30 protein-coding genes are annotated in these 25,727 nt (G+C 34.8%); 2 read left to right on the forward strand and 28 right to left on the reverse strand.

Annotated elements, in window-relative coordinates; all coding sequences use genetic code 11:
• Positions 1–301 precede the first annotated feature (301 nt).
• Positions 302–892 (reverse strand): peptidylprolyl isomerase, encoded by a 591-nt coding sequence (locus tag J3U50_RS03285; protein ID WP_034530939.1) that lies wholly within the window; start codon positions 890–892, stop codon positions 302–304.
• A 147-nt stretch (positions 893–1,039) separates the two neighbouring features.
• Between J3U50_RS03285 and J3U50_RS03290 the strand changes: the two genes are divergently transcribed.
• Complete coding sequence (locus J3U50_RS03290; RefSeq protein WP_034530938.1) at positions 1,040–1,678, forward strand: VTT domain-containing protein; 639 nt, start codon at positions 1,040–1,042, stop codon at positions 1,676–1,678.
• Between the two features lie 30 nt (positions 1,679–1,708).
• On the opposite strand, the gene J3U50_RS07335 is transcribed toward J3U50_RS03290, so the two are convergent.
• The 19 genes from J3U50_RS07335 to racE all read right to left on the reverse strand — a co-directional run bounded on the left by J3U50_RS07335 (position 1,709) and on the right by racE (position 17,371).
• Positions 1,709–2,353: a TIGR01906 family membrane protein gene (locus J3U50_RS07335; RefSeq protein WP_368042534.1), complete on the reverse strand. Its 645-nt coding sequence runs from the start codon at positions 2,351–2,353 to the stop codon at positions 1,709–1,711.
• Positions 2,337–3,116 carry a TIGR01457 family HAD-type hydrolase gene (locus J3U50_RS03295; RefSeq protein WP_301945555.1) on the reverse strand — a complete coding sequence of 260 codons (780 nt, stop codon included), beginning with the start codon at positions 3,114–3,116 and terminating at the stop codon, positions 2,337–2,339. Before J3U50_RS03295 ends, J3U50_RS07335 begins: the two co-directional genes overlap by 17 nt.
• A gap of 12 nt (positions 3,117–3,128) precedes the next feature.
• The gene (locus J3U50_RS03300; RefSeq protein ID WP_034532203.1) at positions 3,129–3,677 is read right to left on the reverse strand and encodes a YutD family protein; all 549 of its coding nucleotides are present in this window, start codon (positions 3,675–3,677) and stop codon (positions 3,129–3,131) included.
• 12 nt (positions 3,678–3,689) lie between these two features.
• Positions 3,690–5,063: a bifunctional UDP-sugar hydrolase/5'-nucleotidase gene (locus J3U50_RS03305; protein WP_301945556.1), complete on the reverse strand. Its 1,374-nt coding sequence runs from the start codon at positions 5,061–5,063 to the stop codon at positions 3,690–3,692.
• Between the two features lie 13 nt (positions 5,064–5,076).
• Complete coding sequence (locus J3U50_RS03310) at positions 5,077–5,685, reverse strand: metallophosphoesterase (protein WP_041152706.1); 609 nt, start codon at positions 5,683–5,685, stop codon at positions 5,077–5,079.
• Between the two features lie 120 nt (positions 5,686–5,805).
• Positions 5,806–7,176, reverse strand: a complete 1,371-nt coding sequence (locus J3U50_RS03315) for an amino acid permease (RefSeq protein WP_301945557.1) — start codon at positions 7,174–7,176, stop codon at positions 5,806–5,808.
• Between the two features lie 203 nt (positions 7,177–7,379).
• Positions 7,380–8,570: an acetate/propionate family kinase gene (locus J3U50_RS03320; RefSeq protein WP_034532195.1), complete on the reverse strand. Its 1,191-nt coding sequence runs from the start codon at positions 8,568–8,570 to the stop codon at positions 7,380–7,382.
• A 10-nt stretch (positions 8,571–8,580) separates the two neighbouring features.
• Positions 8,581–9,615: a class I SAM-dependent methyltransferase gene (locus J3U50_RS03325; protein WP_034532193.1), complete on the reverse strand. Its 1,035-nt coding sequence runs from the start codon at positions 9,613–9,615 to the stop codon at positions 8,581–8,583.
• A gap of 236 nt (positions 9,616–9,851) precedes the next feature.
• Positions 9,852–10,274 carry a competence type IV pilus minor pilin ComGF gene (locus J3U50_RS03330; protein WP_054608075.1) on the reverse strand — a complete coding sequence of 141 codons (423 nt, stop codon included), beginning with the start codon at positions 10,272–10,274 and terminating at the stop codon, positions 9,852–9,854.
• Between the two features lie 137 nt (positions 10,275–10,411).
• Complete coding sequence (locus J3U50_RS03335) at positions 10,412–10,864, reverse strand: hypothetical protein (protein WP_301945558.1); 453 nt, start codon at positions 10,862–10,864, stop codon at positions 10,412–10,414.
• Positions 10,833–11,138 carry a competence type IV pilus major pilin ComGC gene (gene comGC / locus J3U50_RS03340; RefSeq protein ID WP_054608072.1) on the reverse strand — a complete coding sequence of 102 codons (306 nt, stop codon included), beginning with the start codon at positions 11,136–11,138 and terminating at the stop codon, positions 10,833–10,835. Before comGC ends, J3U50_RS03335 begins: the two co-directional genes overlap by 32 nt.
• 3 nt (positions 11,139–11,141) lie before the next feature.
• Positions 11,142–12,113: a type II secretion system F family protein gene (locus tag J3U50_RS03345; protein ID WP_301945559.1), complete on the reverse strand. Its 972-nt coding sequence runs from the start codon at positions 12,111–12,113 to the stop codon at positions 11,142–11,144.
• Positions 12,091–12,999 carry a competence type IV pilus ATPase ComGA gene (gene comGA / locus J3U50_RS03350; RefSeq protein ID WP_301945560.1) on the reverse strand — a complete coding sequence of 303 codons (909 nt, stop codon included), beginning with the start codon at positions 12,997–12,999 and terminating at the stop codon, positions 12,091–12,093. The genes J3U50_RS03345 and comGA overlap by 23 nt, the downstream gene beginning before the upstream one ends.
• A gap of 90 nt (positions 13,000–13,089) precedes the next feature.
• On the reverse strand, positions 13,090–13,824 hold the full coding sequence (locus J3U50_RS03355; protein ID WP_034532182.1) for a YebC/PmpR family DNA-binding transcriptional regulator: 735 nt from the start codon (positions 13,822–13,824) through the stop codon (positions 13,090–13,092).
• A gap of 95 nt (positions 13,825–13,919) precedes the next feature.
• Entirely contained in the window at positions 13,920–14,921 is a 1,002-nt protein-coding gene (gene ccpA, locus J3U50_RS03360) for a catabolite control protein A (protein ID WP_054608069.1), read from the reverse strand.
• Between the two features lie 156 nt (positions 14,922–15,077).
• The gene (locus J3U50_RS03365; protein ID WP_034532178.1) at positions 15,078–15,500 is read right to left on the reverse strand and encodes a YtxH domain-containing protein; all 423 of its coding nucleotides are present in this window, start codon (positions 15,498–15,500) and stop codon (positions 15,078–15,080) included.
• A 15-nt stretch (positions 15,501–15,515) separates the two neighbouring features.
• A complete protein-coding gene (locus J3U50_RS03370; RefSeq protein ID WP_054608068.1) occupies positions 15,516–15,893 on the reverse strand; it encodes a DUF948 domain-containing protein in 378 nt (125 codons plus the stop codon).
• 69 nt (positions 15,894–15,962) lie between these two features.
• Positions 15,963–16,553: an XTP/dITP diphosphatase gene (locus tag J3U50_RS03375; RefSeq protein ID WP_054608067.1), complete on the reverse strand. Its 591-nt coding sequence runs from the start codon at positions 16,551–16,553 to the stop codon at positions 15,963–15,965.
• 2 nt (positions 16,554–16,555) lie between these two features.
• Entirely contained in the window at positions 16,556–17,371 is an 816-nt protein-coding gene (gene racE, locus J3U50_RS03380) for a glutamate racemase (RefSeq protein ID WP_054608066.1), read from the reverse strand.
• Between the two features lie 164 nt (positions 17,372–17,535).
• On the opposite strand from racE, the gene J3U50_RS03385 reads away from it, so the two are divergent.
• Complete coding sequence (locus tag J3U50_RS03385) at positions 17,536–18,027, forward strand: YslB family protein (protein WP_054608065.1); 492 nt, start codon at positions 17,536–17,538, stop codon at positions 18,025–18,027.
• Between the two features lie 46 nt (positions 18,028–18,073).
• Here J3U50_RS03385 and trxA read toward each other — a convergent pair whose 3' ends face one another.
• From trxA to alaS, 8 genes are all read right to left on the reverse strand, one after another.
• Positions 18,074–18,385: a thioredoxin gene (gene trxA, locus J3U50_RS03390; RefSeq protein ID WP_034532172.1), complete on the reverse strand. Its 312-nt coding sequence runs from the start codon at positions 18,383–18,385 to the stop codon at positions 18,074–18,076.
• Positions 18,386–18,475: 90 nt separating this feature from the next.
• Positions 18,476–20,833: an endonuclease MutS2 gene (locus J3U50_RS03395; RefSeq protein ID WP_301945561.1), complete on the reverse strand. Its 2,358-nt coding sequence runs from the start codon at positions 20,831–20,833 to the stop codon at positions 18,476–18,478.
• A 13-nt stretch (positions 20,834–20,846) separates the two neighbouring features.
• Complete coding sequence (locus tag J3U50_RS03400) at positions 20,847–21,332, reverse strand: CvpA family protein (protein WP_034534301.1); 486 nt, start codon at positions 21,330–21,332, stop codon at positions 20,847–20,849.
• The gene (gene zapA / locus J3U50_RS03405; RefSeq protein ID WP_034532166.1) at positions 21,332–21,595 is read right to left on the reverse strand and encodes a cell division protein ZapA; all 264 of its coding nucleotides are present in this window, start codon (positions 21,593–21,595) and stop codon (positions 21,332–21,334) included. Before zapA ends, J3U50_RS03400 begins: the two co-directional genes overlap by 1 nt.
• Before the next feature lie 109 nt (positions 21,596–21,704).
• The gene (locus J3U50_RS03410) at positions 21,705–22,019 is read right to left on the reverse strand and encodes a DUF1292 domain-containing protein (RefSeq protein WP_034532164.1); all 315 of its coding nucleotides are present in this window, start codon (positions 22,017–22,019) and stop codon (positions 21,705–21,707) included.
• An 18-nt stretch (positions 22,020–22,037) separates the two neighbouring features.
• Positions 22,038–22,469, reverse strand: a complete 432-nt coding sequence (gene ruvX / locus J3U50_RS03415; RefSeq protein ID WP_034532162.1) for a Holliday junction resolvase RuvX — start codon at positions 22,467–22,469, stop codon at positions 22,038–22,040.
• 3 nt (positions 22,470–22,472) lie between these two features.
• Positions 22,473–22,745, reverse strand: a complete 273-nt coding sequence (locus J3U50_RS03420; RefSeq protein WP_034532160.1) for an IreB family regulatory phosphoprotein — start codon at positions 22,743–22,745, stop codon at positions 22,473–22,475.
• A gap of 79 nt (positions 22,746–22,824) precedes the next feature.
• Positions 22,825–25,467: an alanine--tRNA ligase gene (gene alaS / locus J3U50_RS03425; RefSeq protein ID WP_301945562.1), complete on the reverse strand. Its 2,643-nt coding sequence runs from the start codon at positions 25,465–25,467 to the stop codon at positions 22,825–22,827.
• Positions 25,468–25,727 lie beyond the last annotated feature (260 nt).

Consider the following 25,727-nt stretch of genomic DNA (forward strand, 5'->3'; position numbering starts at 1 on the left):
CAAGTTGTAAGTTCCTTACACATCATCGATTATCAATCTTGTTCAGTTTTCAAAGATCTACCTTTTATTAACTTGCTGTCTTAATTGACAACTCATTAATCATAGCAAATTATCAACACAGTGTCAATAACTTTTTTTATTTGCCAACGCTTGAAATCAACTGATTTAACGCGACTTGATTATGATATCAAAATCATCAATCACTGTCAACATCAATTTTTCAAGGTTATTTGAGAAGATTAAGTAATCTCTCTCAACAGCAATATTTATACTACCAGGAAGTCTTTTTACGGTCAAGTACTTATTTGAAAATTTCTACTTTGTTTACTAGAACATCTTCAACGGGTTTGTCACTTGCATCTACTTTAGCATCTGCAATCTTATCAACGATATCCATACCCTTAACTACTTGTCCGAATACAGTATGTCTGAAATCTAGCCATGGTGTTCCACCATTCTTAACGTAATAGTCAATGATTTCTTCAGGAAATCCTGCTTCATTCATTTGATCCATTAGTGTTTCAGGAAGTGTCTTATTTTGTACAATAAAGAACTGACTACCATTGGTGTTTGGACCAGAATTAGCCATAGACACAGCTCCACGTACGTTGTATAAGTCTTTAGAAAATTCATCATCAAATGGACGGTTCCAAATACTTTCCCCTCCTGCACCGGTTGCTGTTGGATCACCACCTTGAATCATAAAGTCTTTGATAACTCTATGGAAAGTTGTTCCATCATAGTAACCAACTTCTGCTAATTTCATGAAGTTTTCTACTGCTTGAGGTGCTTGTTTTTCAAACAAAGCTATTTGAATGTCACCATAATTTGTCTTTAGAATAGCCATCGGCTTATATTTATCATCTATACTTAATTGTGGATATTGAGTCATTTTGTCCTCCAAATATTTAATTGCTATATCTATTATAGCTAACGAAGTAAAAATGATTAAGTGTTTTTACTAAATTATTTTAAAAAAACTTTAATGTAAATCATGTAAATTTGTTAAAATATAGTTAAACAACAAAAGGAGAGAGAAATGCAACTTTTAATAGATTTTATATTACACATTGACCAACACATCATTAACTTGGTTAATTATTTTGGTGATTGGACCTACCTACTACTATTTCTAGTAATCTTCATTGAAACTGGAATCGTAATTATGCCCTTCCTACCTGGGGATTCATTACTATTTGCAGCAGCAGCTATCTCTGCAAATCCAAAATATCACCTAAGTATATTCATATTTATCATCCTATTCCTAATTGCTTCAATCGTCGGTGACTCATTAAACTTCTTCCTTGGTGAAAAAGTTGGTAATAAACTTACTAAACAAAAACATATTGGTAAGTTCATTAAACAAGAACAACTAGACAAAGCAAAAACTTTCTTTGATAAATACGGTATCTTAGCTATATTTATTGCTAGATTCATGCCAATCATTAGAACATTCGCACCATTCATTGCCGCCTCAAGTGGTTACAAGTACAGCAAGTTCGTTAAATATAACGTTGCTGCTTGTATCGTCTGGGTACTACTATGTTGTGGTGGAGGATACTTCTTCGGAAACATCCCATTTGTACAAGAACACTTCTCAGTGGTTGTACTTGGTATCATTCTGGTAACTTGTATCCCTGCTTTAGTAGCATTGTTCAAAAAAGAAAAGAAAGCATAATAAAAAGGACTCCTATGTTGGGGTCCTTTTTTATTGTGTTGATCTATTAATACATCGTAATAGGATCAAATAAAATACTGTTACAAATATAAATATAAAAGCAAATCCAATCATAAAGTACTGATCTGGAAACAGTATGATGATTGGTTCTTTTTTTGCATTAAAAATCCAATCATTGTTTCTAAATAGGATTTTATGGAAGAAGATAAACGCATCATTGAAATCAATTAAAGCAAACACAAAAAGAAATACAAAACATCCGTATATTTGCCTAAAAGCTGATTTTAAAAACCATAAAAGGCGATTTTTCCTTAATCTAATCAATATTTTTATGACTATTGGCGTCATAACTACCATAAAGAGATTATTTAAAAGAATTAACCTTCTCACATCACCAAAGTGTACCTTTTCCACGTTATTAATTGGCAACGTTGTTTGCATATCACTAATAAAGAATGACTGTAAATATCTAATAATCAATAAGTAATTATCACTGATTTGTCCTGAACTCATTTTAATGTCATGTTGTACGTTTAATACGTGGGCAACTGACGTATATATAAATGGCATGTTCATAAATAAAAATATCGAGCAAGTTATAAACCACAAGATGATTACTAACGACAATGCTCGATACTTCATAAATTCAATATTCAAATTAAACTTCCCAGTCATCCAATGAATCAATTTGATGAGTTGGTTGAACTTCTTTTTGTGCCACTTGTTCCTTGGTAGATAAACCAGTGTAGACAATTAAGGTATCCATGCCAAAGTTAATACCCGCTGAAATATCAGTCATGTAGTTATCTCCCACCATGACTACGTCAGACTTGCTCAAACCAATCTTATCCAATGCGTTTTGCATGATAATTGATTCTGGTTTACCAATTAAAACAGGTTTTTGTTGGGTTGCGTATTCAACAAGTTTTACTAATGAACCTGCTCCTGGTTGCATCCCTTTTTCAGTTGGAATATTACTATCTGGATTAGTACCAATAAACTTAGCACCATCCCTTACTAATAGAACTGCCTTACTTAATTGATCGTAAGTAACTGAACTATCTAATCCAACAATCACATAGCTAGGCTTATTATCAGTAATTTCAAAACCGTTATTTTGAAGAGCAGTGATTAATCCTTTTTCTCCAACTACATAAGCTGTCTTGTCTAATTGGTTGCTTTCAGCATCTTTTTTTACATAATCAGCAGTAGCTAATCCGGCAGTGTAAACGTTATCGACACTCACATGGATGTCGTGGTTATCACCTAGGTTTTTAACTACATCCTCAGGCATCTTAGTTGTGTTATTGGTTACGAAAAGAAAATCAATCCTGTTTGATTGTAGTCTTTCGATAAATCTCTTGGCAGCTGGAATTCTCTTACTTCCGGCATAAATTGTGCCATCAAGGTCAATGAAATAACCCTTATACTTTGTCATTAATATTCTCTCCTAGTCCGTTCTCTGTTTGATTGTAAAGTGTCTCTTGCCATGTCCCTTGGATTGGGTCACTGTCACGTGTTCTCTTTTATCTACACGAGGCTTTTCGTTAGTAACCTTTTCTTTGATAAAGGCATGACGGTTATTCTTATTGGAAGAACGACGGCCTCTTCTCTTATTGAAAGAACCGTTTGGTTTAGTCTTCACTTCTAGGTTATGCAAAACAAAATAGTCCGCACCCATGTTGGCATACTCATATAAATAATCTTGAATTGCCATGAATTGGTTTTGTAATGGTGTGTTACTACCATCGTCAGAAAATCCCTTTAGTCTTAATACGCCGTATCCGTAATCACCAACGATAAAGCTGTATCTGCTAAAAATGGGATTGTAACTAGCAGTGAAGTCATCAATATTAAAACAGTTATTACGATTACTGATGATTTCATATTTATGGCCATTAATTAAAATGGTCTTTTCGTCTTCAAGTTTTATGTTAGCTAGTGGTTTATAGTTACTGTTCTTTTCTTCGACTAGCTCTTCAATACTCTTACGATCCAAAATTATCCTCTCCTATTCTAGCGGATATTTCTTTGATAAGTATGATGCGAACACTTCTCTAAGTGTTTGATCATACAAGATATTATTATCACCCTTAATTGCAACCGTTGGGAAGAACGGAATGAAGATGTAATGATCTAGTAATGCAATTTCGTAGTTTTGATCAAAGTCAATCAATTTACCATCGAAGTAAACATTGTTTTGATCATCTACATCGATTCCATCATAGTTCAATTGGCCAAAGTACTTTCCTCTAAAGCCCATTCCCTTTTGTTCATATGCAATTAGGAATTTCCAATTCTTTTGCATTTCCATTACCATGCGCCATAAGTCGCTACCTGATAATGTTGTCTTAGTTACATGCATAGAATGTGGCAAGATTTGGTGTAATTGGTTCTTATCTACAATGCCTTTTGGAAGAGCATGTAAGAACAATCCGTTATTAACGATTGCTGCTTTAGTTCCAGCTTTTTCTTTCATCGCAGATAGAAATTCGCTAACCATTCTTGGTTTACCACGAAGACCATTATCCATTTTTTCATCTAACTTAGCAACTTTAGATTGAGCTAAAATGTCTTGACCTCGTTTTTCTAAAGCATCAAGCCACTTACTGTCTTCTGGTTCAACTGGTAAGTCACTAGTTTTAACAACACTAGCTTCACTATTGATAACGTGATCATCTTCAACTTCTAGTGTTACCTTTCCAACATAGTATCCATACTTGCCGGCAGCAGCCAATAATGATTGATTATCTTTTTCACCATGTTCAAACAAATGGTGAGTATGACTTCCAATGATAACGTCAAAACGTGGAAATTTCTTAGCAATTAATCTGTCTTGAGTAACCCCTAAGTGGGATAACAATACTAATACTTCATCATCCTTATCATTATCCAACAATTCCGGAATCTTTTCTTGGTCGTCAATTGGGGTCCATCCCTCAAGGGTATATGTTGATTGATATGGAGCTGTTAAACCATAAATCTTAATATGATTACCAGCTGGGGTATCAATCATCTTAGTTTCATGAGCCCAATCCGGTCTCTTCTTAGTATCAGAATCAACAATATTAGCTAAAACGACGTCAAAGTTGGCGTCATCATACAAATGATTTAACTGTTCTTTACTATTGGTTAGACCTTCATTATTACCGATTGTGGCAGCATCATAGCCGATTTCATTTAATAATTCAACATTGGCTTTACCGTTGGTAGCATCGGTCAATGGATCAGCTCTATCTAAGGCATCTCCTAAATCAACTGTAATGACGAAATAACCTTGTTTTTCCAGTTTTTGTTTTTCGCTAATTAAATATCTTTTTATTCTTGGCCAATTTTCAAAGTGTGAATGTAAATCATTGGTATGTAAAATAGCAATTTTTTCCAAACTTACTTCCTCCTTATCGTCTTTTGGCAAAATCAATTTTCTTTTGTTCCACCATCTTAAAAATATCCTGTTCACTAAACGGAGCACCGAATGGCTTCTCATAGCCTAAATAGTCCTTTTCTGGACTATCTACCCCAACATTGATATTTTCCTTTACCGGCACTGAATAGTGATGAATATGCCCGTGGAGATCAATAATCGGTCCAACCTGGCCCATCATCAAAGGATAATGGGTCATATAGTATTGGGCATGATTCATCTTAATCAATGCTCCAACATCGTGGAAAGAAAACTTTGGTTTCCCATTCAATTCATAGTTATTTTTCTCAATGAACTTAAACAAAGCTCTACTATCATGATTTCCTTTAATAAAGACAATTTGTCCATTCAATTGTTTTAAAATATCATAAATTTTTTCATGTGCTTTTCTTTGGGGCTTTTCATGACAGACTGCGATATCACCTAAATGATAAACAATATCACTGTCAGAAACTTCTTCATTCCAATTTTTAATGATATCGTTATCCATCTCATCCACAAAGAAATATGGTCGTGGCGCGAAATTCTTATTTCCTATCATGTGTTTATCAAGAAAATGCGTATCCGCTATAAAGTATTTCATTCTTGCCACCTACTTCCTTACTAATAGAATAAACTATTATTGAGCAAATGAAAAATAAAAAAACAGCTTCAAGCAAACTAACCACTTAATTAAGTAATTAGTCGTTGAAACTGTTTTATTTTATACGCGGTCTTTAATAACCTTGAAGATGTATAGGAATACAATCCATACGATTGATCCGATTAATGGAATCATTGTGTCTACTCTAAATAGCAATACAACAGCTACGAATAGTAGAAATGCTAATACAAAGTAACTTGAAAGTGGGAATAAAGGCATCTTAAATGTTAGCTTGTCTTCTTCCTTGTTCTTCTTAACAGACTTTCTGTACTTAATATGTGCAATAACGATTAATCCCCAAATGAATAGGAAACATGTGGTAGCCACACTTGAAATCAATTGGAAAACACCATCAGGAATGAAAGCATTCAAGAATAGTGAGATTGCGATAACAGCAATTGAGAATACAATTCCCGCTGCTGGTAAACCGTTCTTAGTTAATGAACCAATCTTCTTACCAACCTTATTGTCAGTACCGTAGCATAGTGAGTATGCCATTCTACCTGTTGTAAAGATTGATGAGTTACATGCAGAAACAGCTGCAGTTAACACAACAAAGTTGATGATTGATGCAGCTCCGGCAATTCCAATGTTTTGGAATACTTGCACGAATGGACTTGATGAAGCATTGATGTAGTTCCATGGGTAGATGCACATTAATGCTACTAATGAACCAATGTAGAAAATTAAAATTCTTGAAGGAACTTCGTTAATAGCCTTTGGAATAACCTTTTCAGGATCGTGTGTTTCTGAAGCAGTCATACCAATCATTTCAATTCCAGCAAAACTAAAGATTACCATTTGGAAACTCATTAAGAATCCTGAGATACCGTGTGCAAACATCTTGTGACCAAATAGGTTTGAAAGACTTGCATGACCCACTGGGGTCTTGTAATTCATAATTACTAGTACAATTCCTGTTGCGATTAAAGCTAAAATAGCAACAACCTTGATTAATGCAAACCAGAATTCAGTTTCACCAAATGCTGATACATTAATCGTGTTCAATAGGAACAAAATTATAATAAGAATTAATCCAGTTATCCATTGTGGCACACTTGGGAACCAATACTTTATGTACAAACTGGCAGCAGTAATTTCAGCCATAGCAATTGTTATCCAGCAGGCCCAATAAGTCCAACCGGCAACGAATCCCATCTTTTCGCCTAAGTACTTTTCAATAAATTCAATAAATGAATGACAATCAACGTTTGATAATAATAATTCGCCAAGTGATCTCATGATAAAGAATCCAGCAATTCCAGCAATTAAGTAAGCTAAAATAATTGATGGTCCTGCAAAATGAATGGATTCACCAGCTCCTAGGAACAAACCAGTTCCGATGGTTCCACCTAAAGCGATTAATTGAACATGACGATTTTTTAAACCTCTAGAAAGCTGTTGGCCTTCTTGTTTCGGTGATTCTTGCATTTCATCACCCTCCTCTAAATATTCTATGATTTTAATTATACATATTTTATTTAAACCGCAATACGTTTGAGCCTTTATACACTGGCGATTAACGACGTTTAACCCGCGGCGTTTCAACGTTTGTTCATGTTATTTATATTTAATTGAATTATTTTCATCAATCCATGAAAATAAAAAAGAGACCTTATTTGGTCTCTTTTCCATTATTTTTTAAGACGTTCGATATCTCTAACAATCATTAATTCTTCGTTTGTAGGGATTAATAATGTCTTGATCTTAGCATCGTCAGCACTGATATCTCTTTCAACAGCACGAATGTGGTTCTTTTCAGGATCAACCTTAACACCGAAGTAGCTTAACTTATCAGCAACTTCTTGTCTGATACCAATATCGTTTTCACCAACACCGGCTGTAAATACGATACCATCAACACCGTTCATTTCAGCAACGTATTGACCAACGTATCTAACAATTCTGTTCATGTACATGTTACGAGCTAATTCCGCTTGGTGGTTTTCATCCTTAACTGCTTCTAAATCTCTCATATCAGCAGAAACTTCAGATACACCAGCTAAACCTGACTTCTTGTTTAGGATGCTAATCATTTCGTTAATATCTGAAATGCCTTCTTTTTGCATAATGTAAGCAAGTAGTGAAGGGTCAACATCACCAGATCTAGTAGCCATCATGATACCAGTTAATGGAGTGAAGCCCATTGAAGTATCTAATGACTTACCATGGTCTACGGCACAGATTGAAGCACCGGCACCTAAGTGCATAATAACTAGTTTTAAGTCTTCTAGTTTTTTGCCCATCATAGCAGCAGCACGTCCTGATACGTAACGGTAACTAGTACCATGTGCACCATATTTTCTAGCTTTGTGATCACGGTAGTACTTGTATGGTAAAGCATACATATAGTTTTCTTCTGGCATTGAAGTATGGAATGAAGTATCGAATACAGCAACACTAATTACATCAGGCAAAATCTTCTTAAATGCTTTGATTCCTAGAATGTTTGCTGGTTCATGAAGTGGAGCTAATTCTGATAGTTCTTCTAACTTACTTAAAACATCATCATCAATAACAACTGAGTCAGTGAAGTATTCACCACCGGCAACAACACGGTGACCAACACCTGTGATTTCGTTGTAATCAGCAATAATGTTTAGGCTTAGTAGTTTGTCTAATACAAGTTTGATGGCTTCTTCATGGTTTTGGATATCCATTGTCTTTTGGAATTTTTCGCCATCACCATATTTAATTTCAACATCTGATTTAGTTAAACCAATTCTATCGATTGCCCCGCTTGAAATTAATTTTTCTGAAGGCATTTCGAATAATTTAAATTTTAATGTGGAACTTCCTGCGTTAATTGCAATTGACTTTCCCATAATAGTTCTCCTAACTTTTTTTAGATAATAAATCCTTTTCTTCCCACTCAACTAGTTCTGCTAAGAATTTTTGGAAAGCAGATACTTCGTTAAATGATGGGAACTCACCAATCATAATTTTTTCAACTTGGTGGGCATCTTCACCATGCTTTTGTAGAATCAAAATTGCTTTTTGAGCATTTGCATTGTTAAAGATTTCTTTTGGTAGATTCAATAATGCTTGAAGATAAGCATTATCTTGAATCCATTTTAACAATGATTTTGATTCCGGCGTGTTAAAGATATTACTTGGTACTAAGAAAACCCCATAACCACCTGGTTTGATATGGTTCATCCCTTGTTCGATTAACAAGTGGTGAGCATATGAATGACCATCTGTTGATCTTGTCTTATAGTTAGTGGTATTTTCATCAATCGGATAATACCCAATTGGTAAATCAGAAATTACTAAATCTGCATCATCTACCAAAATATTGGCAACTGAATCTTGGTAAATAAGTTCAGTATTTTTATCGTTTCTTTGCATTTGTGTACTTATGCTTGAAACGGCTAACATGGAATCATCATTATCGATTCCAATAGCATGCAAATCAATATCCTTAACTGCATCCTTCAATTGATTCATAACCGTAGTTAATAGGTTACCCATTCCGACGGATAAATCCAGAATCTGTAGATGCTTGGCATTCTTAACTAATCTAATAACCAAATAGCCCATGATAGAGGCTATTGTATCAGGTGTTATTTGGTGATTTGCTTGAATTGCATCCTCTTTGGTTGCTTTAATCATGCAAATTTGAATTGCCTTTCTTACAGTTTCTGCATCCATAGATTGATAATCTACGTCTCGGTATAATCCTTCTAACTTAGAAACTGTGTCACTATCTGGTATACCATCTTCAACATGAACTTGTCCGTCATTGATAAGGTTATCTCCAGTCTCGATAAATGCATCAAGATATGATACCCCTAGCTTGTCTTTCAAGATTTCAGCTGAAGAATTGAAAACTTTAAACAGAGTTTCTGTATCTTTCTCAGTCAGCACACTCAACTCCCTTAAAAGTATTATCACTTAATAACAACTTTCATATTACCAGATTTTTACAAGAAAATTCAAGATAAACCATTAATAACTTGCATATAAATTATCGTTATTCATAACTTTTTATCAATTTATCTATCGTCTGCATTTCAGCATTATATTTTTCATATTTTATCAATAAGAAAATTGATAAAACCGATAGAACGACAATTGCAATCAATGTCGCTGATCCACATTTTTTACTCATAAGATATTGAACTCACATCCTCATAACTTTCACCATTTGTAAATAACACATTTATTGCTAAATGCTTCTTTACTTCTTTAAAACTAACACTTTCAACATCATCTAAAAGCGGATAAAAGCCTCCATTGATTCCGGTTAAGATTATCATTTCGCCATTTTTATACATTTGATATTCTTTGGAGGACCTTTTACTCCCCATAGATAATAATTTCCCACCCACAATTTTATATAAAAAATAGTGTTTTTTAGTTGATTCGATATTATTTAGGAATAGCTGAAAGTCCACCGCATGCATATTTTTTTGATTATATGATTTTTTCAATGGATTAATCATTGTAATCGTAAATGCAATCAAACCGAGTATCGTTAGTGCGATAATTGTTTCAATAATCGTAAAGCCCTTTTCTCTTTTCATAGTCTAATCTCTTTTGTATCAAAGTTCTTCTAGCTTTATCAAGATTGTCATACATATGTTGATTTGATTCACAGAAGAAAATCATCCCTACAGAAATTAAAGTCAATGCCGTAATCGAATCAATCATAATAAAGCCTTTATTCATAATACTTTTCATATATTTTATAAGTACCTCCACCAAGTTGTACTTTTAAATAGTAACGAGTATGCGTTTTCTTGGAATACCACTCATAGGTTTGTGGTGGAACATATCCATCATTGTTAATAATTATTAATAAATTATCTTGCGAACGCATACCATTGGGCATTCGGAGTTTATTATAATGACCATCGTTCAAAAAGATAATGTCATTATTTTTCTCGTAAATATATGTCCTTAATCCGCTATATTCACTACTCTCAATTCCATGTTTCCAATACACATTAAAGTTTTCCCAAAAATCTTTTTCTAACTCTTGATCATTAATGTGAACACCTTGATATAAAAATATACATAACGACATAAAAATCGAGCTAATGATTAATACAATCAGCATCTCAATTGTAGTAAACGCCCCTTTATTCTTTTGCCACGGCTTTATTGTCCACAATTTGAATGCCTTCTTCTTGAGCTTGATCAGCTTGTTTTTGGGTTAGGTAACCATTTTTAACAAGTGCATCCATACTTACGTCTCCTTTATTTTCATCCGATGCAAATGAATCAATTTGACCTTGGACTAGTGTTTGCATTGCATGGACGTGTACGTCTGTTGCATGTTTTCTTTGTCCTGAAACATTTGGTACAACAATTAAAATTAGTAGTGAAATAATAAATAATACAATTGTCATTTCAATTAATGTGAAGCCTGATTTTTTCTTGTTCATTTTTTAAATTCCTTTCAATGATGAATAAATTGGCATAAGAACAACTAAATATGCCAAAACAATACAAATTCCAATAAATAAAAATAATAACGGTTGAATTAGATTAATTAGTTGATTTGAACGACGATTCATTTCCTCAAATTTAATCTGTGAAAAAGCCTCTAATTTGATTAATATTTCAGACACCTTTGACCCATGATGAAAAAATCCGTTAAATTCTGCTGGAATAAACGAATACATTCTAGTTAATTTACCAACATCTTCACCATGATTAGCCAGTCGACGTGCCTTTTCTCCTAACAGAAACATAATCGTATTAGGTTTGAAGTCTTTTAAAATGCTTAGAATATTCTTTAAATCAATTCCGTTTTGAATCAACATTTTTAATTCAAGCGACAATATATATCCCATATAAGCTTTGTAAATTTTTCCGATAAACGGAATTCTCGATATAACGTCTCTTTTTCTGAGTAATGGTAAACGTTTGTACATTAGAGTTACGATTAAAATCCCTATAAATAGGCAGAATAAAATTATATATAGCCAACCTAAATCATAATGTTGCATAGAATTAATCGAACTTAATTGTGGTAGCACAAAGGCATTGATTGCATAAACAATCCCTATCAAAATAATCACCAATACAATTGGGTAAAATAATAAATCCTTTATTTTGGACTTGTTTTTTAGCTTGATTTCGATAAAGTGACTTAACTCGTCTAAACAAGATGAAAGATCACCATATTTCTCGCTAATCATGATCTGATTATAAAAATCGTTATTAACTAAACCAATAATGCTGTCACTGAAGCTATTACCCTCACCCAACTTATTAGCAATTTTCTTAATCGTTGACTGCCTACCACCTACTTCAGATAGAAATTGAAGAGATTCCTTAATCGTGAACCCCGCACTAAACAAATCACTCAAATTCTTAAATAGATAGTACTGTTTATTCAGCGATAGTTTTTCCATTGCCAACTATCCTTTCTTTTAAACCTGCAAAATCATTTCTAATATCCATATTCACTGAAATATCTCTTTGATTTCTTACGGACAACTTTTGAAATACAACTGAATTTAAACAGTTAAATAGATCATCATAATCACAACCCAATTGACCTAGTCTATTAATGACCCCGTCAATATTCCTGGCATGGATGGTAGTTAGCACCAAATGCCCTGATAGTGCGGCACGAACTGCGGATTTTGCGGTACTAGCATCCCTAATTTCACCAATAATAAAAATATCCGGACGGCTTCTTAGTCCGACCTTAATCAACTCGTCGTAACCCATATCAGCTGACTCATTAACCTGTAGCTGAAGAAAATTGGGATTAATAATTTCTACTGGGTCTTCAATGCTCATGATCAATTTATTGGCACTCATCGAATTAGCTAAATGATAAATTGACGTTGTCTTTCCTGAGCCAGTTTTACCAGCGAAAATAATCATCCCATTTTGTTTTGATAATTCCTTCAACCGATAAAATTGATTTTCATTGTCATAATTAATTGTCTCGTCATCCAATGAATAAATAATCCTAATCACCATGGATTCGTGATTTTTATAGTTTCCAACTGAGGAAAACCGTAAGAAGAATTTCTTTTGGTTATTGATAAACTCAAATGAACCAATCTGTGGTCTTCTACGCTCACTGATTGACATCCCACCAATATATTTACAGTAATTAATTAATTTGTTTGCTTTTTCATAATTAATACAATCATGATTCTCAATATTTAAGCCTGTGTGTTCCCTAACAATATAATTTTCGTTAATCGGCAGAAGATAAATGTCTTTGATTTTGTCTTCGATTGCTTGATTAATTAGATTATCGAAATAATTTGAAATATTCATAAAAAAACCTCCACTTTTTATATTCGCAAAAAGTGGAGGCTTCATTTATTTTTATACAAAAAAAGATGCACATATGTGCATCTCCTTTAATTATTCAGCTGCTTCAGGTAATTCAGCTGCTTCATAAACGTCTTGAACGTCATCGTTTTCGTCAAGTTCGTCAATTAGACCAGTGTATTGTGAAACTTTGTCACTTGGTACAGCAGTCTTGTTTTGAGGGAACATTGTAACTTCAGCAGTATCTAAATCATATTTTTCTTGTAAAGCATCTCTAACAGCAGTTAGATCTGAAGGTGCAGTGAAGATTTCAAATTGATCGTCATCTGACTTCATGTCTTCTCCACCAGCATCTAAAACATCCATTAACATACTGTCTTCATCAACGTCTAAACCGTCACGTAGGATAACGATGTATCCTTTACGGTCAAACATGTATGAAACAGAACCATTTGATCCTAGTGAACCACCATGGTGACTGAATGCTGAACGTACGGCAGCAGCAGTACGGTTCTTGTTATCAGTTAAGCAAGAAACCATGATAGCTGTACCAGCAGGTCCATATCCTTCGTAAGTAATTTCTTCGTAGTTTGCTCCACCTTGACCAGAAGCCTTATCGATAGCACGTTGAATGTTATCCTTAGGCATGTTGGCAGCATGAGCTTTATCAATCACAAGACGTAATTGTGGGTTACCATCTGGTTCTGGACCACCAGCTTTAGCAGCTTGGTATAAATCACGAGACAATTTTTGGAAAATCTTACCACGTTTTTTATCTTGGGCACCTTTACGTCCTTGAATGTTATGCCATTTTGAATGTCCTGACATAATCACAGCACTCCTCTCGAATTCTATTGTTTCATTAGTTTACAAACATATCAATTATATCAATCAGTATATAATTAATCAAGTTACTATATCAGCTATTTAGTTGAGTCGCGTTCAACTATTTCATAGCCTAAAACCACATAACGGTTATCAATCTCTTCTTTGTTCATAATCTTAGTCAATAATCTCATCGCTACCGCACCAATATCATACAAAGGTTGAGTGATTGAAGACAATTGTGGTCTCATCATTTTCGCTAATTTTGTATTATTACTTGTGAATAATTCAAAATCTTGTGGCACTGAAACTCCTCTATCGGTCATTCCATTTAAGATTCCGGCAGCCAATTCATCATTAGTGGCTACAGCTGCAGTAATCTTATCATTGATGATTCGTTCAGCCAAATCATAACCGTCTTCATATGTTCCTTTTGTTTCGAAAACTAACTTTTCATCAAACTTGATTCCGTTGTTTTCTAATGCTGAAACATATCCTTTTAGTCGGTATTCTTTATTAACATCTTGTTTCATTGAACCAGATGCAAAGGCAATTCTAGAATTACCATTTTTGATTAAACGTTCTGTTTCATTCTTTACAGCATCTGTATAATCGATGTTTACGCTAGGTACAGAGTTGTTAATATCAACTGAACCCGCAAGTACGATTGGACAGTCAGAACGCTTAAAATCAGCTCTTAAATCGTCATTAATTTCATTACCCATGAAGATAATTCCATCAACTTGTTTGCTTAACAATGTATTTAATACTGATGCTTCCTTATCGGGATTATCATCCGAATTGGCTAGGATAATATTGTACTTGTACATAGTAGCAATATCATCAATTCCACGAGCTAGTGAAGAAAAGTATCCATCGGTTACATCGGGAATGATTACCCCAACCGTTGTTGTCTTCTTACTTGCTAGTCCCCTTGCCACAGCGTTAGGGCGATAGTCCAGATCATCTATGACCTTCAACACTTTTTCTTTGGTTGCTTGTCGTACGTTACTGTTACCATTTAAAACTCTGGAAACAGTAGCCATGGAAACACCAGATTCTCTAGCAACATCGTAAATAGTTACATTTTGCTTTTCCATTCTCTCAAACTCCTCTTTAAGTCCGCCTGGTTTGTTTTCATAGCGCTTTCAATATGTTTACAAATATATCAGATAAACGATGATTTAACAAGACTACCACCTCTTGAAAACACAAAAGAGGCCTAACAAAGTCAGGCCTCTTTTACAATTTAAAAATTATTTACTTAAATTGTCTTCTTGTTTTAAAGCATCTGGATCGATGACGATATCTTGGCTATCATCAGCGTTTTTTCTAACTTGGTTTCTCAAGTTGTCAGCTGCTTTGTGGAATTGGGTACTACCTTCATCGTAGTAGTATTGTGCTTTGTTAACTACATTGTCGTTAACCTTACCAGCAGCGTCTTTAATCTTTGACTTTGCATCTGAGGTCTTGTATTGTAGTTGTTCTTTTACGTCATCAACAGAATCTAAAGCGTAAAAAGCATAGTCTAATGCACGATCCTTTAAGTCGTTAGCAGTCTTTACAGTACTGTTAACAAATTCCTTTGTCTTTTCATCATCCATCTTACGGTATGCTAAGTATGCAGCAGCGGCTGCACCGGTAGTTAATCCTAATAAAAATAGTCCTGTCTTTTTCATAAAAAACACTCCCTTTTATTTTTTAAACATTCTAAAGCCAGCACCTGCGGCTTTTTCCATAAATGATTTCTTGTTTCTGTTTTGGAACTTTTTGGCTAAGTTTTGAGTTGCGTTATTTAAATCGCTAACGCTTTGTCCAACATCTGCAGCAGCTTGATAAACTGGATCCAAGGTGTTGATTTTTTCATTAACATCCTTAACTAATGAATTTGAGCTAGCTAAAATATCTTCGGCCTGTTTTGATATTACATTAATATCTTGAGAAATAGAATTAATATTCTTATTTACCTCGTCAACAGTCTTAGATAACTTGATTAGTAGAACCGCAGCACAAATTGCAATAATGAAAAATGCAACTGCAGCAATCAAACCAGCTAATCCTCCAATTGTCATGCAACCCCTCCTCATACGTTTATATGATTATAATAGCATTTACTATTTAATCTTACAATTAGTTTAATCTTAAGCCTTCCACCATTCATCAAACTTACTATATAGTTGTTTAATCGCATTTCCACGATGGCTTATCTCATTTTTTTCATGATCAGACATTTCTGCCATGGTCTTCTTCTTACTTGGTACATAAAATAATGGGTCGTATCCAAAACCATTATCACCTCTTGGGGCTTTTAAAATGGTTCCCTCTACAGTTCCATAAACAACGAATTTTTCACCATGTTGATTCAATAATACTAAGCAAGTTACAAATTTAGCGTCACGTTTGTCACTATTACCTAATTTTGCCAATAGCTTCTTATTATTTGCTTCGTCATCATGATCTCCAGCATATCTAGCTGAATGAATTCCGGGTTCATTATTTAATGCAGGCACTTCCAAACCAGAATCATCAGCTAAAACGGCTAAGTTAGTTCGCTCGAAAATGGCTTGTGCTTTAATGGTGGCATTTTCTTCAAATGACTCACCATTTTCAATAATTTTACCTAATTCTGGAAAATCTGCAAGTGTTTTAAAGTCGATATTTTTATCGCCAAACATTTCGCGAAATTCGCGGGCTTTATTTTGATTGTTAGTCGCAATTACAATTGTTTCCATAATCATAGCTCCTCTAGTTTTTTAATTGGTAGGTGTTTTGCGTGAACTTCGTAGTTAAGCCACTCGTTTGCAACCTGATTGAAATTGTCCGCATCCCCAGTAGTATAGAAGGAATACGTAGTATCACCCTTTTCATCATTTTCAAGATGATGTTGTTGTAAAATCGTCTTAATTTGTTTTACTGTTTCATATCCAGGATCAATTAGTGTAACGGAATCACCAACAGATTTTTGAATCATTTCGCGCATTATTGGGAAATGAGTACATCCAAGAATTAAAGTATCAACGTTATCTGTCTTGATAGTTGATAGATCATAATCGACCACTTTTTGTTTTTTTGCGTCTTTGTATTCTTGGTTTTCAACCATTGGGACAAATCTAGGACATCCCTGACTAAATACTTCGATATTATTATTAATCTTATTAATTGCTTTTTCGTAAGCACCACTCTTAACAGTTCCATTAGTGGCAATTAATCCAACACGATTGGTCTTTGTATTATTGACCGCTGCAATGCTTCCTGGGTTAACAACACCAATTACGGGGATAAGAAGATGCCCTCTCAAATAATCTAATGCGTATGAAGTTGCTGTATTACATGCAATCACCAGCATTTTAATATCTTCTTTTTCAATTAAGAAGTTTGCTATTTGTAATGAATATTGTTGAATTTCTTCTTTAGATTTTTCACCGTATGGTAAACGGGCTTCATCGCCCAAATATGCAATGTTTTCGTTTTGCAATTCTTTCATCGCCAGCTTAGCAACAGTTAAGCCACCAACTCCAGAATCCATAAAACCAATCGCTTTTTTGCTCAAAATAGTAACCCTCTTTTCAGTTCCACTACTTTTATATTACCATTTTTAGACCTTCCTGACATTTATTAAGGATAAACATTTTCTTTAATTTTACTTGGGATATATAAATTATGATAAATTTATAATATAATGTATTTGTATATAAGGAATTGAGGTTAACAAGTATGGATAATAATAATCTTTACAATAAAATAATTGATAATGATTCTACTCGTCCTCTATGGGGTCAAGAATTATTAAGAGACGTATTATTAAACGATTTATTGGGAAGTGATACCCACAGCATCATGTACTGGGCTGGTAAAAAAATTGCCAGAAAGTTCCCATTAAAAGACGCTTTGGATACTGTCCTATTTTTCAAACAATCAGGTTTAGGCGACTTATCTGTTTCTTCTGAAAACAAGCACGAAATCAAATGGACATTGAGCGGAGATATCGTTGCTAAACGAATCGAAGCAGATCCAGATGCCGACTTCATGTTTGAATCTGGTTTCTTAGCTCAAATTGCTCAACAACAATTCGGAGTAATTTCTGAAGCTGAAATGAATCCTAAAGAAGAAAAAAATGGAACCGTCCTTATTAGAGTACATATGGATCCAAAGCATCCTGCTCCAGTAATTGAAGATTCCGTTAAAGAATTTGATTTAAAACAATAATAAAAAAGAACGCTTAGCAATATGCTAAACGTTCTTTTTTATTGTCTTATAGGTATTGGTTTAAGATCTTAGCAAGTTGTTCTTTGCTGTGGTAACCCACGATGCTATCTACAACTTCGCCATCCTTCTTTACTAATAAAGTAGGAATACTCATAATACCAAATTTTTGTGGTGTTTCTGGGTTTTGGTCAACATCCATCTTGTTGAATGTTACCTTGTCACCCATTTCTTCAGATAATTGGTCTACAACTGGTGATTGCATACGGCAAGGACCGCACCAAGTTGCCCAAAAATCAGTTAAAGTAACACCTTCGGCAGTATCTTTTTCAAATGTCTTATCTGTTGTTTCTGAAACCATATTAATAGCCTCCTTATTTTTCTTACTGAAAGTAAGTTTAGACTGTTTAGTAATTAAATGCAAAGAATAAGTCTTATACGATTTAATTTTCTACCTCAATTTTACCACTGTGGAACCGTCTCCTCCAGCATTTGCTGGTGAATAATTAAAGGAGTCAACTCGTCTATCACTGGAAAGCATATCTGTAACACCTTGTCTAAGTGATCCGGTCCCCTTTCCGTGAATAATTGTGACGGAAGGATATCCCGCAAGCACGGCAGAATCCAAGTATTGATCAACTTCATGCATTGCTTCTTCATAGCGGTGGCCACGTAAATCTAGTTTAGCAGACACACGTTTTGAAGCAGTTCTCTTAACCTTGGTATTAAATCTTTGTTCATCATTATCAACTTTGATTTTTTCAAGGTCACCTTCGGCAATTCTCATCTTAAGAATTCCTAATTGAACTTCCCATTCATTATCATCTAACTTCTTAACCAACACACCACGTTGTCCATATGACTTAACCATAACGTCGTCACCCTTATGGAAATCGTGTTTAGCTTTCGCCTTCTTTAATACACGATTATTAACCAGGTTAACGTCATGACGTAGTGAGTTCAATTGACCTTGAGCATCAATTAATTCATTTTCCTTGATGGTAACTTGGCCAACTTTACGTTGCTTTTCATGAAGATCCTTGATAATTGCGTCCGCCTTCTTCTTAGCAGCTTCAGCAATTTCATTTGCTTGTTGCTTAGCAGCAGTCACCAATCGATCCTTTTGGTTCTTGTACTTAGCGTATTCTTCACTTAAATCTTCATGTAACTTTGTAGCATCATCCAATTGAACCTTTAGTTCATCGGCTTCAACTCGAGCACGTTTAGTTTGTTCAGTTAATTCAACAATCATTGTGTTTAAATCTTGGCTGTCTTGGTCAACCAATGATCTAGCTTCTGTAATGATTGATTCATCCAAACCAAGTCTAGATGCAATATTCAAACCATTACTTTGACCAGGAACACCCATCATTAAATGATAAGTTGGTTGAAGGGTTTCACTATCGAATTCCATAGATGCGTTAATCGTTTGTGGACGGTTGTAAGCATATACCTTTAATTCGGGATAGTGGGTTGTAGCAACAACATCACAATCCTTTTCGGCAATCTTATCGAGAATGGCGATGGCTAAAGCAGAACCTTCCTTAGGATCGGTTCCGGCACCCAATTCATCAAGGATTACCAAACTCTTCTTAGTAATTCCATTTAAAATATCAACGATATTATCCATATGTGATGAGAATGTACTTAAGTTTTGTTCGATTGATTGTTCGTCACCAATATCAGCGAAGACATTATCAAATACAGCAACGGATGAACCTTCGTTGGCTGTCACGAATAAGCCAGATTGAGCCATCAATTGAAGTAGTCCTAATGTCTTGATAGTGATGGTCTTACCACCGGTATTAGGACCGGTAATAATGATTGCCTTGTTATCTTTACCAATGTATAAATCATTAGCAACAACCTTATTCATATCAATTAAAGGATGTCTAGCTTGCTTTAAGTTAACATGATTTTCGTTTGATACAACTGGTCTGGTTGCTTTTAAATCTCTCGCGTATTTGGCCTTGGCATTAATCAAATCCAAGTGTCCTAATATCTTAGAGTTATTGATAATTTCACTTTGGTAAGGACGAATCAAATCAGATAATTCGATTAAGATACGTCTTTCTTCATGACGTTCTTCAATTTGTTTTTGACGAAGTTCTGTATTCAAACCAACTGTTGACGCTGGTTCAATATACAATGTTTGGCCAGAGGAACTGCGATCGTGCACAATTCCACCAAACTTATTTTTGTTTTCAGCTTTAACTGGTAACACCATTCTGTCTTCTCTAATTGTGACGATTGGTTCAGTTAAATCTTTACTGTGTTTTTGAGTGAATTGGTTCATAATTGAACGCACTTCACCCTTAATAACATCCATTCGACGTCTGATTGCATTCAATTCCTTTGAGGCAGTATTCAATAATCTTCCATCGTCGTCAATTGAATCAGATAGTCGTTGTGAAATGTTTGGGACTGCCTGAATTTCATTGATTAGTTTATACAAACGATTCAATGATACTTCATCGTCTCTTAGGTTATTAAAAAATCTAACTAGATAGTTAGATGTCTTTAAAATCTTATTTATCTTTGATAATTCACTACCATTTAATGAGGCGTCGATCTTTAAACGCTTCATGTATGGAGTGACATCATCAAGCTTGGGAATAGAAATTTCTTTATCTAAACGTAAAATATGCGCCCCATCATCAGTTTCATCAAGCCACATATTAATAGTGTTAGGATTATCTACCGGTGATAGTGCAGCTAGTTCCTTTTTCCCGTTTCGAGTCGTTAAGTATTGCTCGATTGAGCTCTTAACTTTTTCATATTCTAAAGTTGATAGAACTTTTTCATTCATTTATTTAATCACCTTATCTTAGCCATTTTTCATATAAATCGTGTGAAATAATTGGTGTTTTATGAACAATAAACTCAGCAACTGATGACTGATGATATTGTTTAGTTATTTGATTACTTGGTAGAACAGAAATCACATTTAAAATAAATAGAATTGATACGTAAGCAATTATCAATCCAATAACGGTTCCACCTAATGCATTAAGTTGGTGAATGACTGGGATATGTGTAATCTTATCTACGATTGAGATAATAATACGCACAAAAATCCCAGAAATTAAGAAAATAATGAAGAAGCTGATACTGTTACATAGGATTTGATCATTAATCAAACTACTGTTTGCAAAGATAGCTTGGCTCAAATCTCTAGCAAAGTATAGCGAAACAAATAGGCTAAACAAAAAACCAACAACACGTAATATTTCTTGTGCTAATCCACGGTGATATCCATCATATGCGCCATAGATAAGTAGTAGAAAGATAATAATATTAAAAAGCATTAGTTCATGTTTCCTTCTTCTTCGTTATTTTCGGTTAATTCATTTAATTTTTCTTGTAACTTAATTTGTTCTGAAAATGCGTTGAACGCCAATAAAATAGCAGCATCTTCGTCATTAATATCTGGTGACATTTCTTTTAATTGAACCAATTGACGATTCATTAATTCAGTCACTGTCTTCATGTGGTCTGCGGAACTCTTTCCTACAAATGTGTAGTTCTTTTTTCCAATACTAGCTTTAAAGCGTTGATTCGTGTCGTTCATTTTCGATAAACCTCCATTAACTTCATCACTATTTTAGCATGAAAAGGCAGACTATAACCAGTAAAGAACACAAAAAAAGACGCCGTTGCGGCATCTTTTTAGTTATTGTTTATTCTTCTTCATCGTCACCGTCATCGGTATCTAATAAAGTGTTTAGCACTGATTCAACCATTTCCCATTCTTCATCAGTTTCGATTAATTGTAAATCTCCACCTTGTGGGTCCATTGGATCATCGCCTTCTGGTAAGGCATATGCTTCAATGTTAACTTCTTCATCATCTGCTTTACCGGCTGGGTAAAGTAAGATGTATGATTTACCAAAATCATCAGATTCGAAAGTGAATAAAACATCGTATAGTTCTTCGTTTCCCTTTTCGTCAACTAATGAAATTTGTTGTTGTTCTTCTTCGTTGTTGTTGTCCATTGCTAACCCCTCTTTTCTTTATCTTGTTAGTTTACCTTTACCATCTAAATAGGTCTGTAAAATCAATTCAGAGGCAATTTTATCGATAACTTTTTTTCGTTTTTCTCTAGAAGTGTCCGCTTTTTCAATAAGCATTCTTTCGGCTTCAACAGTTGTTAATCGTTCATCAACAAAGTCTACTGGTAGGTTAAACTTTTCCTTTAACATTTCACCATATCGTTTTGAAGCTTCAACCCTAGGTCCTGAGGTATTATTCATGTTCTTAGGTAATCCTAGAACAAACCCCGTAATTTCATATTTTTCGACTAATTCGGCTACCCGATCTAATCCAAATTGTTCTTCGTCTTCATTAATTGGAATGATTTCAACACCTTGTGCTGTCCATCCCAATAAATCACTAACAGAAATCCCAACTGTCTTAGATCCGACATCCATCCCCATTAATCTCATATATTAATTTTCCTCACGATCATTATTCTTGTCCAAGTAAAAACGAACCAACTCTTCAATAATCTCGTCTCTTTCGTATCGACGAATTAAATTACGAGCATCATTAAATCGAGGAATATATGCAGGATCTCCTGAAATTAAATATCCGACAATTTGATTGTATGGATCGTATCCTTTTTCCTCCAATGCCTTAAACACGATTAATAGTGTATCATGAACATTCTTTGGAGTATTATTACTTAAATCAAAATACATTGTCTTATCTGAAGCACTCATTTATAACACCTCTAAATCTATGATGTAGGTTTATTATAATTCTACTTGGAACAAAATAAAACTTAAATATTAATTAATTTTAAAAGTTTTCTAACCAAGCCACTGCTGCTTCCATTGCCTTAGGTAATCCCTCAGGCTTTGAACCACCCGCTTGAGCCATGTTTGGACGGCCACCACCGCCACCATTAATTTCCTTAGAAATTGACTTAATGATGTCTCCGGCCTTCATGCCATCCTTAACCTTTTCATCACTAACAGCAACAATTAGGTTAGCCTTTTCACCACTTTGAGTTCCAAGAACTAATACGTCTGATAGGTTCTTGCTTCTCCAAGTATCAGCTAGTTGTCTTAATTGATCCATTCCTGAAACATTTAAGACACCAGTGATAATCTTGTTTCCGTTAACTTCTTTAACGTCATCGAAAACTGAGTTAGCTTGTTGGCTAGCAATCTTTGATTCTAACTTATCTTGTTTTTGTTGTAAGTCCTTGATTTGTTCTTGTAATTGAGCAACCTTGTTAGGAACTTCCTTAACTTGGATAGTCTTAACTTGATCAGCAACTTGTTTTAGAAGTGCTTCTTCATTGTTAAGGTAATCAAAAGCAGCCTTTGAAGTTACGGCTTCAATTCTTCTAACACCGGCACCAACACCTGATTCAGAAACAATCTTGAACAATCCAATTTGGCTAGTATTGCTTACGTGGTTACCACCACAGAATTCAACTGAGTAGTCACCGGCACTAACAACTCGAACCTTATCACCGTACTTACTATCGAATAAGGCGATGGCACCCATCTTCTTACCAGTTTCTTGGTCCGTTTCAACAGTTGTAACTGGTTCTGCTTTGAAGATTTCTTCGTTAACTAGGTCTTCAACCTTTTTTAGGTCTTCCTTAGTAACTGAACCGAAGTGAGTGAAGTCAAATCTTAAGTAGTTTGGTTCAACTAATGAACCAGCTTGTTGAGTATGGTCACCTAAAACGTTTCTCAATGATTGGTCCAATAAGTGGGTTGCAGTATGGTTGTGTTCAACCAATGCGTGGAACTTACGATCAACACTTAGTTTGTATTGATGGTCTTTTGAAAGACTAGTAATTACTTCAACAGTGTGTAGGTTTTGACCATTTGGTGCGTGTTGGACGTCAGTAACCTTTGCACATAAGTTACCATCTTCATCAACAATGGTACCTTGGTCAGCTACTTGCCCACCCATTTCAGCGTAGAAAGGAGTCTTATCAAAGATAACTTCAGCTTCACCGGCACCTACTTGATCAACTAGTTTTTCATCAACAATAATATCTAGTAATTTGGCGTCATCAACTTCTAGTTGTGAGTAACCAACGTATTCGCTTGGTGTCTTGATGTCGATTAACAGATCACGTTGAACACCCATTGACTTATCGTTTCCACGAGCATTTCTAGCACGTTCTTTTTGTTTTTGCATTTCTGCCTTAAATCCAGTTTCATCAACTGAGAATCCTGCATCTTCTAGGTATTCCTTAGTCATTTCTAATGGGAAACCGTAAGTATCGTATAGCTTAAATGCATCTTTTCCTTCGACAGTCTTTTGGTTAGTCTTCTTCAAGTTGTCCATTAATTCACCAAGAAGTTGCAAACCATCAGATAATGTTTCGTTAAAACGTTTTTCTTCAGAATGAATAACCTTTTCTAGGTAATCCTTTTGTTCCAATACTTCTGGGTAATATGACTTCATTATTTCACCAACAACTGGAACTAATTGGTATAAGAAGTCGTCCTTGATGCCTAAACGGTGACCTGACACAATCGCACGTCTGATTAAACGTCTGATAACGTATCCTCTACCAACGTTTGATGGAAGAGCACCGTCACCAATAGCGAAAGTAATTGCACGAGCGTGGTCAGCAATAATCTTAAAGTCGATATCGTCTTGAGCATTTTCACCGTACTTCTTACCATCACTTAGTGATTGAGTCTTTTCAATGATTGGCATGAACAAGTCGGTTTCAAAGTTAGTTGGTGCGTCTTCAAAAATTGAAACAACACGTTCTAATCCCATCCCCGTATCAATGTTCTTTCTTGGAAGTGGTTCGTAAGTATCATCTGGTTTGTGGTTAAATTGTGAGAACACAATGTTCCAAACTTCAAGATATCTTTCGTTTTCCCCACCAGGGTAGTTTTCTGGATCATCTGGAGCTAAATTATCGTATTTTTCTCCACGGTCGTAGAAGATTTCAGTATCTGGACCTGAAGGACCTTGACCAATATCCCAGAAGTTATCATCCATGTCGATTAAGTGGTCAGGAGAAACCCCTGCTTCTTGCCAGAATTTCTTAGCATCAGTATCTTCAGGATATACAGTCATGTATAGCTTTTCTTTGTCCCAACCAAACCATTCTGGTGAAGTTAGTAATTCAAAAGCCCATGTAATTGCTTCTTTCTTGAAGTAATCTCCAACTGAGAAGTTACCTAACATTTCGAATAATGTGTGGTGACGAGCTGTCTTACCAACATTTTCGATATCGTTAGTTCTAATACTCTTTTGTGAACTAGTTAAACGGTGGTTCTTTGGAACAACACTACCGTCAAAGTATTTCTTCATTGTGGCAACACCAGAGTTAATCCATAGAAGTGATGGATCATCCTTAGGTACTAATGAAGCACTTGGTTCAATTGTGTGACCATGTTGTTTGAAAAATTCCAAATACATAGCACGAATTTGACTACTATCTAATTTTTTCATAGAAATTCCCTCCAATAAGCACAAAAACACCGTTGCTAGTAAAGACGCTATATGCGCGGTACCACTTTACTTGCAACGATGTTTTTCGTATACCTCTTTAAGTCTCAATAACGCTGAGAAAGCGATTTAATTATTACTCGAGATAGCACTTGATAAACCCAATCATCTTTTTCACCAACCAAGATGTCTCTTAAAATGAAATTATACAAGCATGTTCTCTAATTTATATCTAAATTATATGGTTTATTAAAACCGGTGTC

It is taken from the genome of Lactobacillus sp. B3795 (assembly GCF_026535805.1).
GTDB lineage: Bacteria > Bacillota > Bacilli > Lactobacillales > Lactobacillaceae > Apilactobacillus > Apilactobacillus kunkeei_C.

Bases quoted from the DNA above. Each gene is read 5' to 3' on its own strand.
- J3U50_RS03345 (WP_301945559.1), bottom strand. From the start codon at position 12,113: ATGGAAAAACTATCGCTGAATAAACAGTACTATCTATTTAAGAATTTG.
- comGC (WP_054608072.1), bottom strand. From the start codon at position 11,138: ATGAACAAGAAAAAATCAGGCTTCACATTAATTGAAATGACAATTGTA.
- J3U50_RS03355 (WP_034532182.1), bottom strand. From the start codon at position 13,824: ATGTCAGGACATTCAAAATGGCATAACATTCAAGGACGTAAAGGTGCC.
- J3U50_RS03410 (WP_034532164.1), bottom strand. From the start codon at position 22,019: ATGGACAACAACAACGAAGAAGAACAACAACAAATTTCATTAGTTGAC.
- J3U50_RS03375 (WP_054608067.1), bottom strand. From the start codon at position 16,553: ATGGAAACAATTGTAATTGCGACTAACAATCAAAATAAAGCCCGCGAA.
- alaS (WP_301945562.1), bottom strand. From the start codon at position 25,467: ATGAAAAAATTAGATAGTAGTCAAATTCGTGCTATGTATTTGGAATTT.
- comGA (WP_301945560.1), bottom strand. From the start codon at position 12,999: ATGAATATTTCAAATTATTTCGATAATCTAATTAATCAAGCAATCGAA.
- ruvX (WP_034532162.1), bottom strand. From the start codon at position 22,469: ATGAGATTAATGGGGATGGATGTCGGATCTAAGACAGTTGGGATTTCT.
- J3U50_RS03385 (WP_054608065.1), top strand. From the start codon at position 17,536: ATGGATAATAATAATCTTTACAATAAAATAATTGATAATGATTCTACT.
- ccpA (WP_054608069.1), bottom strand. From the start codon at position 14,921: ATGGAAAAGCAAAATGTAACTATTTACGATGTTGCTAGAGAATCTGGT.
- J3U50_RS03320 (WP_034532195.1), bottom strand. From the start codon at position 8,570: ATGGGAAAGTCAATTGCAATTAACGCAGGAAGTTCCACATTAAAATTT.
- J3U50_RS03290 (WP_034530938.1), top strand. From the start codon at position 1,040: ATGCAACTTTTAATAGATTTTATATTACACATTGACCAACACATCATT.
- zapA (WP_034532166.1), bottom strand. From the start codon at position 21,595: ATGAACGACACGAATCAACGCTTTAAAGCTAGTATTGGAAAAAAGAAC.
- trxA (WP_034532172.1), bottom strand. From the start codon at position 18,385: ATGGTTTCAGAAACAACAGATAAGACATTTGAAAAAGATACTGCCGAA.
- J3U50_RS03310 (WP_041152706.1), bottom strand. From the start codon at position 5,685: ATGAAATACTTTATAGCGGATACGCATTTTCTTGATAAACACATGATA.
- J3U50_RS03330 (WP_054608075.1), bottom strand. From the start codon at position 10,274: ATGAAAAGAGAAAAGGGCTTTACGATTATTGAAACAATTATCGCACTA.
- J3U50_RS03420 (WP_034532160.1), bottom strand. From the start codon at position 22,745: ATGAGTGCTTCAGATAAGACAATGTATTTTGATTTAAGTAATAATACT.
- J3U50_RS03285 (WP_034530939.1), bottom strand. From the start codon at position 892: ATGACTCAATATCCACAATTAAGTATAGATGATAAATATAAGCCGATG.
- J3U50_RS03370 (WP_054608068.1), bottom strand. From the start codon at position 15,893: ATGACAATTGGAGGATTAGCTGGTTTGATTGCTGCAGTTGCATTTTTC.
- J3U50_RS03400 (WP_034534301.1), bottom strand. From the start codon at position 21,332: ATGCTTTTTAATATTATTATCTTTCTACTACTTATCTATGGCGCATAT.
- J3U50_RS03365 (WP_034532178.1), bottom strand. From the start codon at position 15,500: ATGAAAAAGACAGGACTATTTTTATTAGGATTAACTACCGGTGCAGCC.
- J3U50_RS07335 (WP_368042534.1), bottom strand. From the start codon at position 2,353: ATGACTGGGAAGTTTAATTTGAATATTGAATTTATGAAGTATCGAGCA.
- J3U50_RS03315 (WP_301945557.1), bottom strand. From the start codon at position 7,176: ATGCAAGAATCACCGAAACAAGAAGGCCAACAGCTTTCTAGAGGTTTA.
- J3U50_RS03295 (WP_301945555.1), bottom strand. From the start codon at position 3,116: ATGACAAAGTATAAGGGTTATTTCATTGACCTTGATGGCACAATTTAT.
- J3U50_RS03395 (WP_301945561.1), bottom strand. From the start codon at position 20,833: ATGAATGAAAAAGTTCTATCAACTTTAGAATATGAAAAAGTTAAGAGC.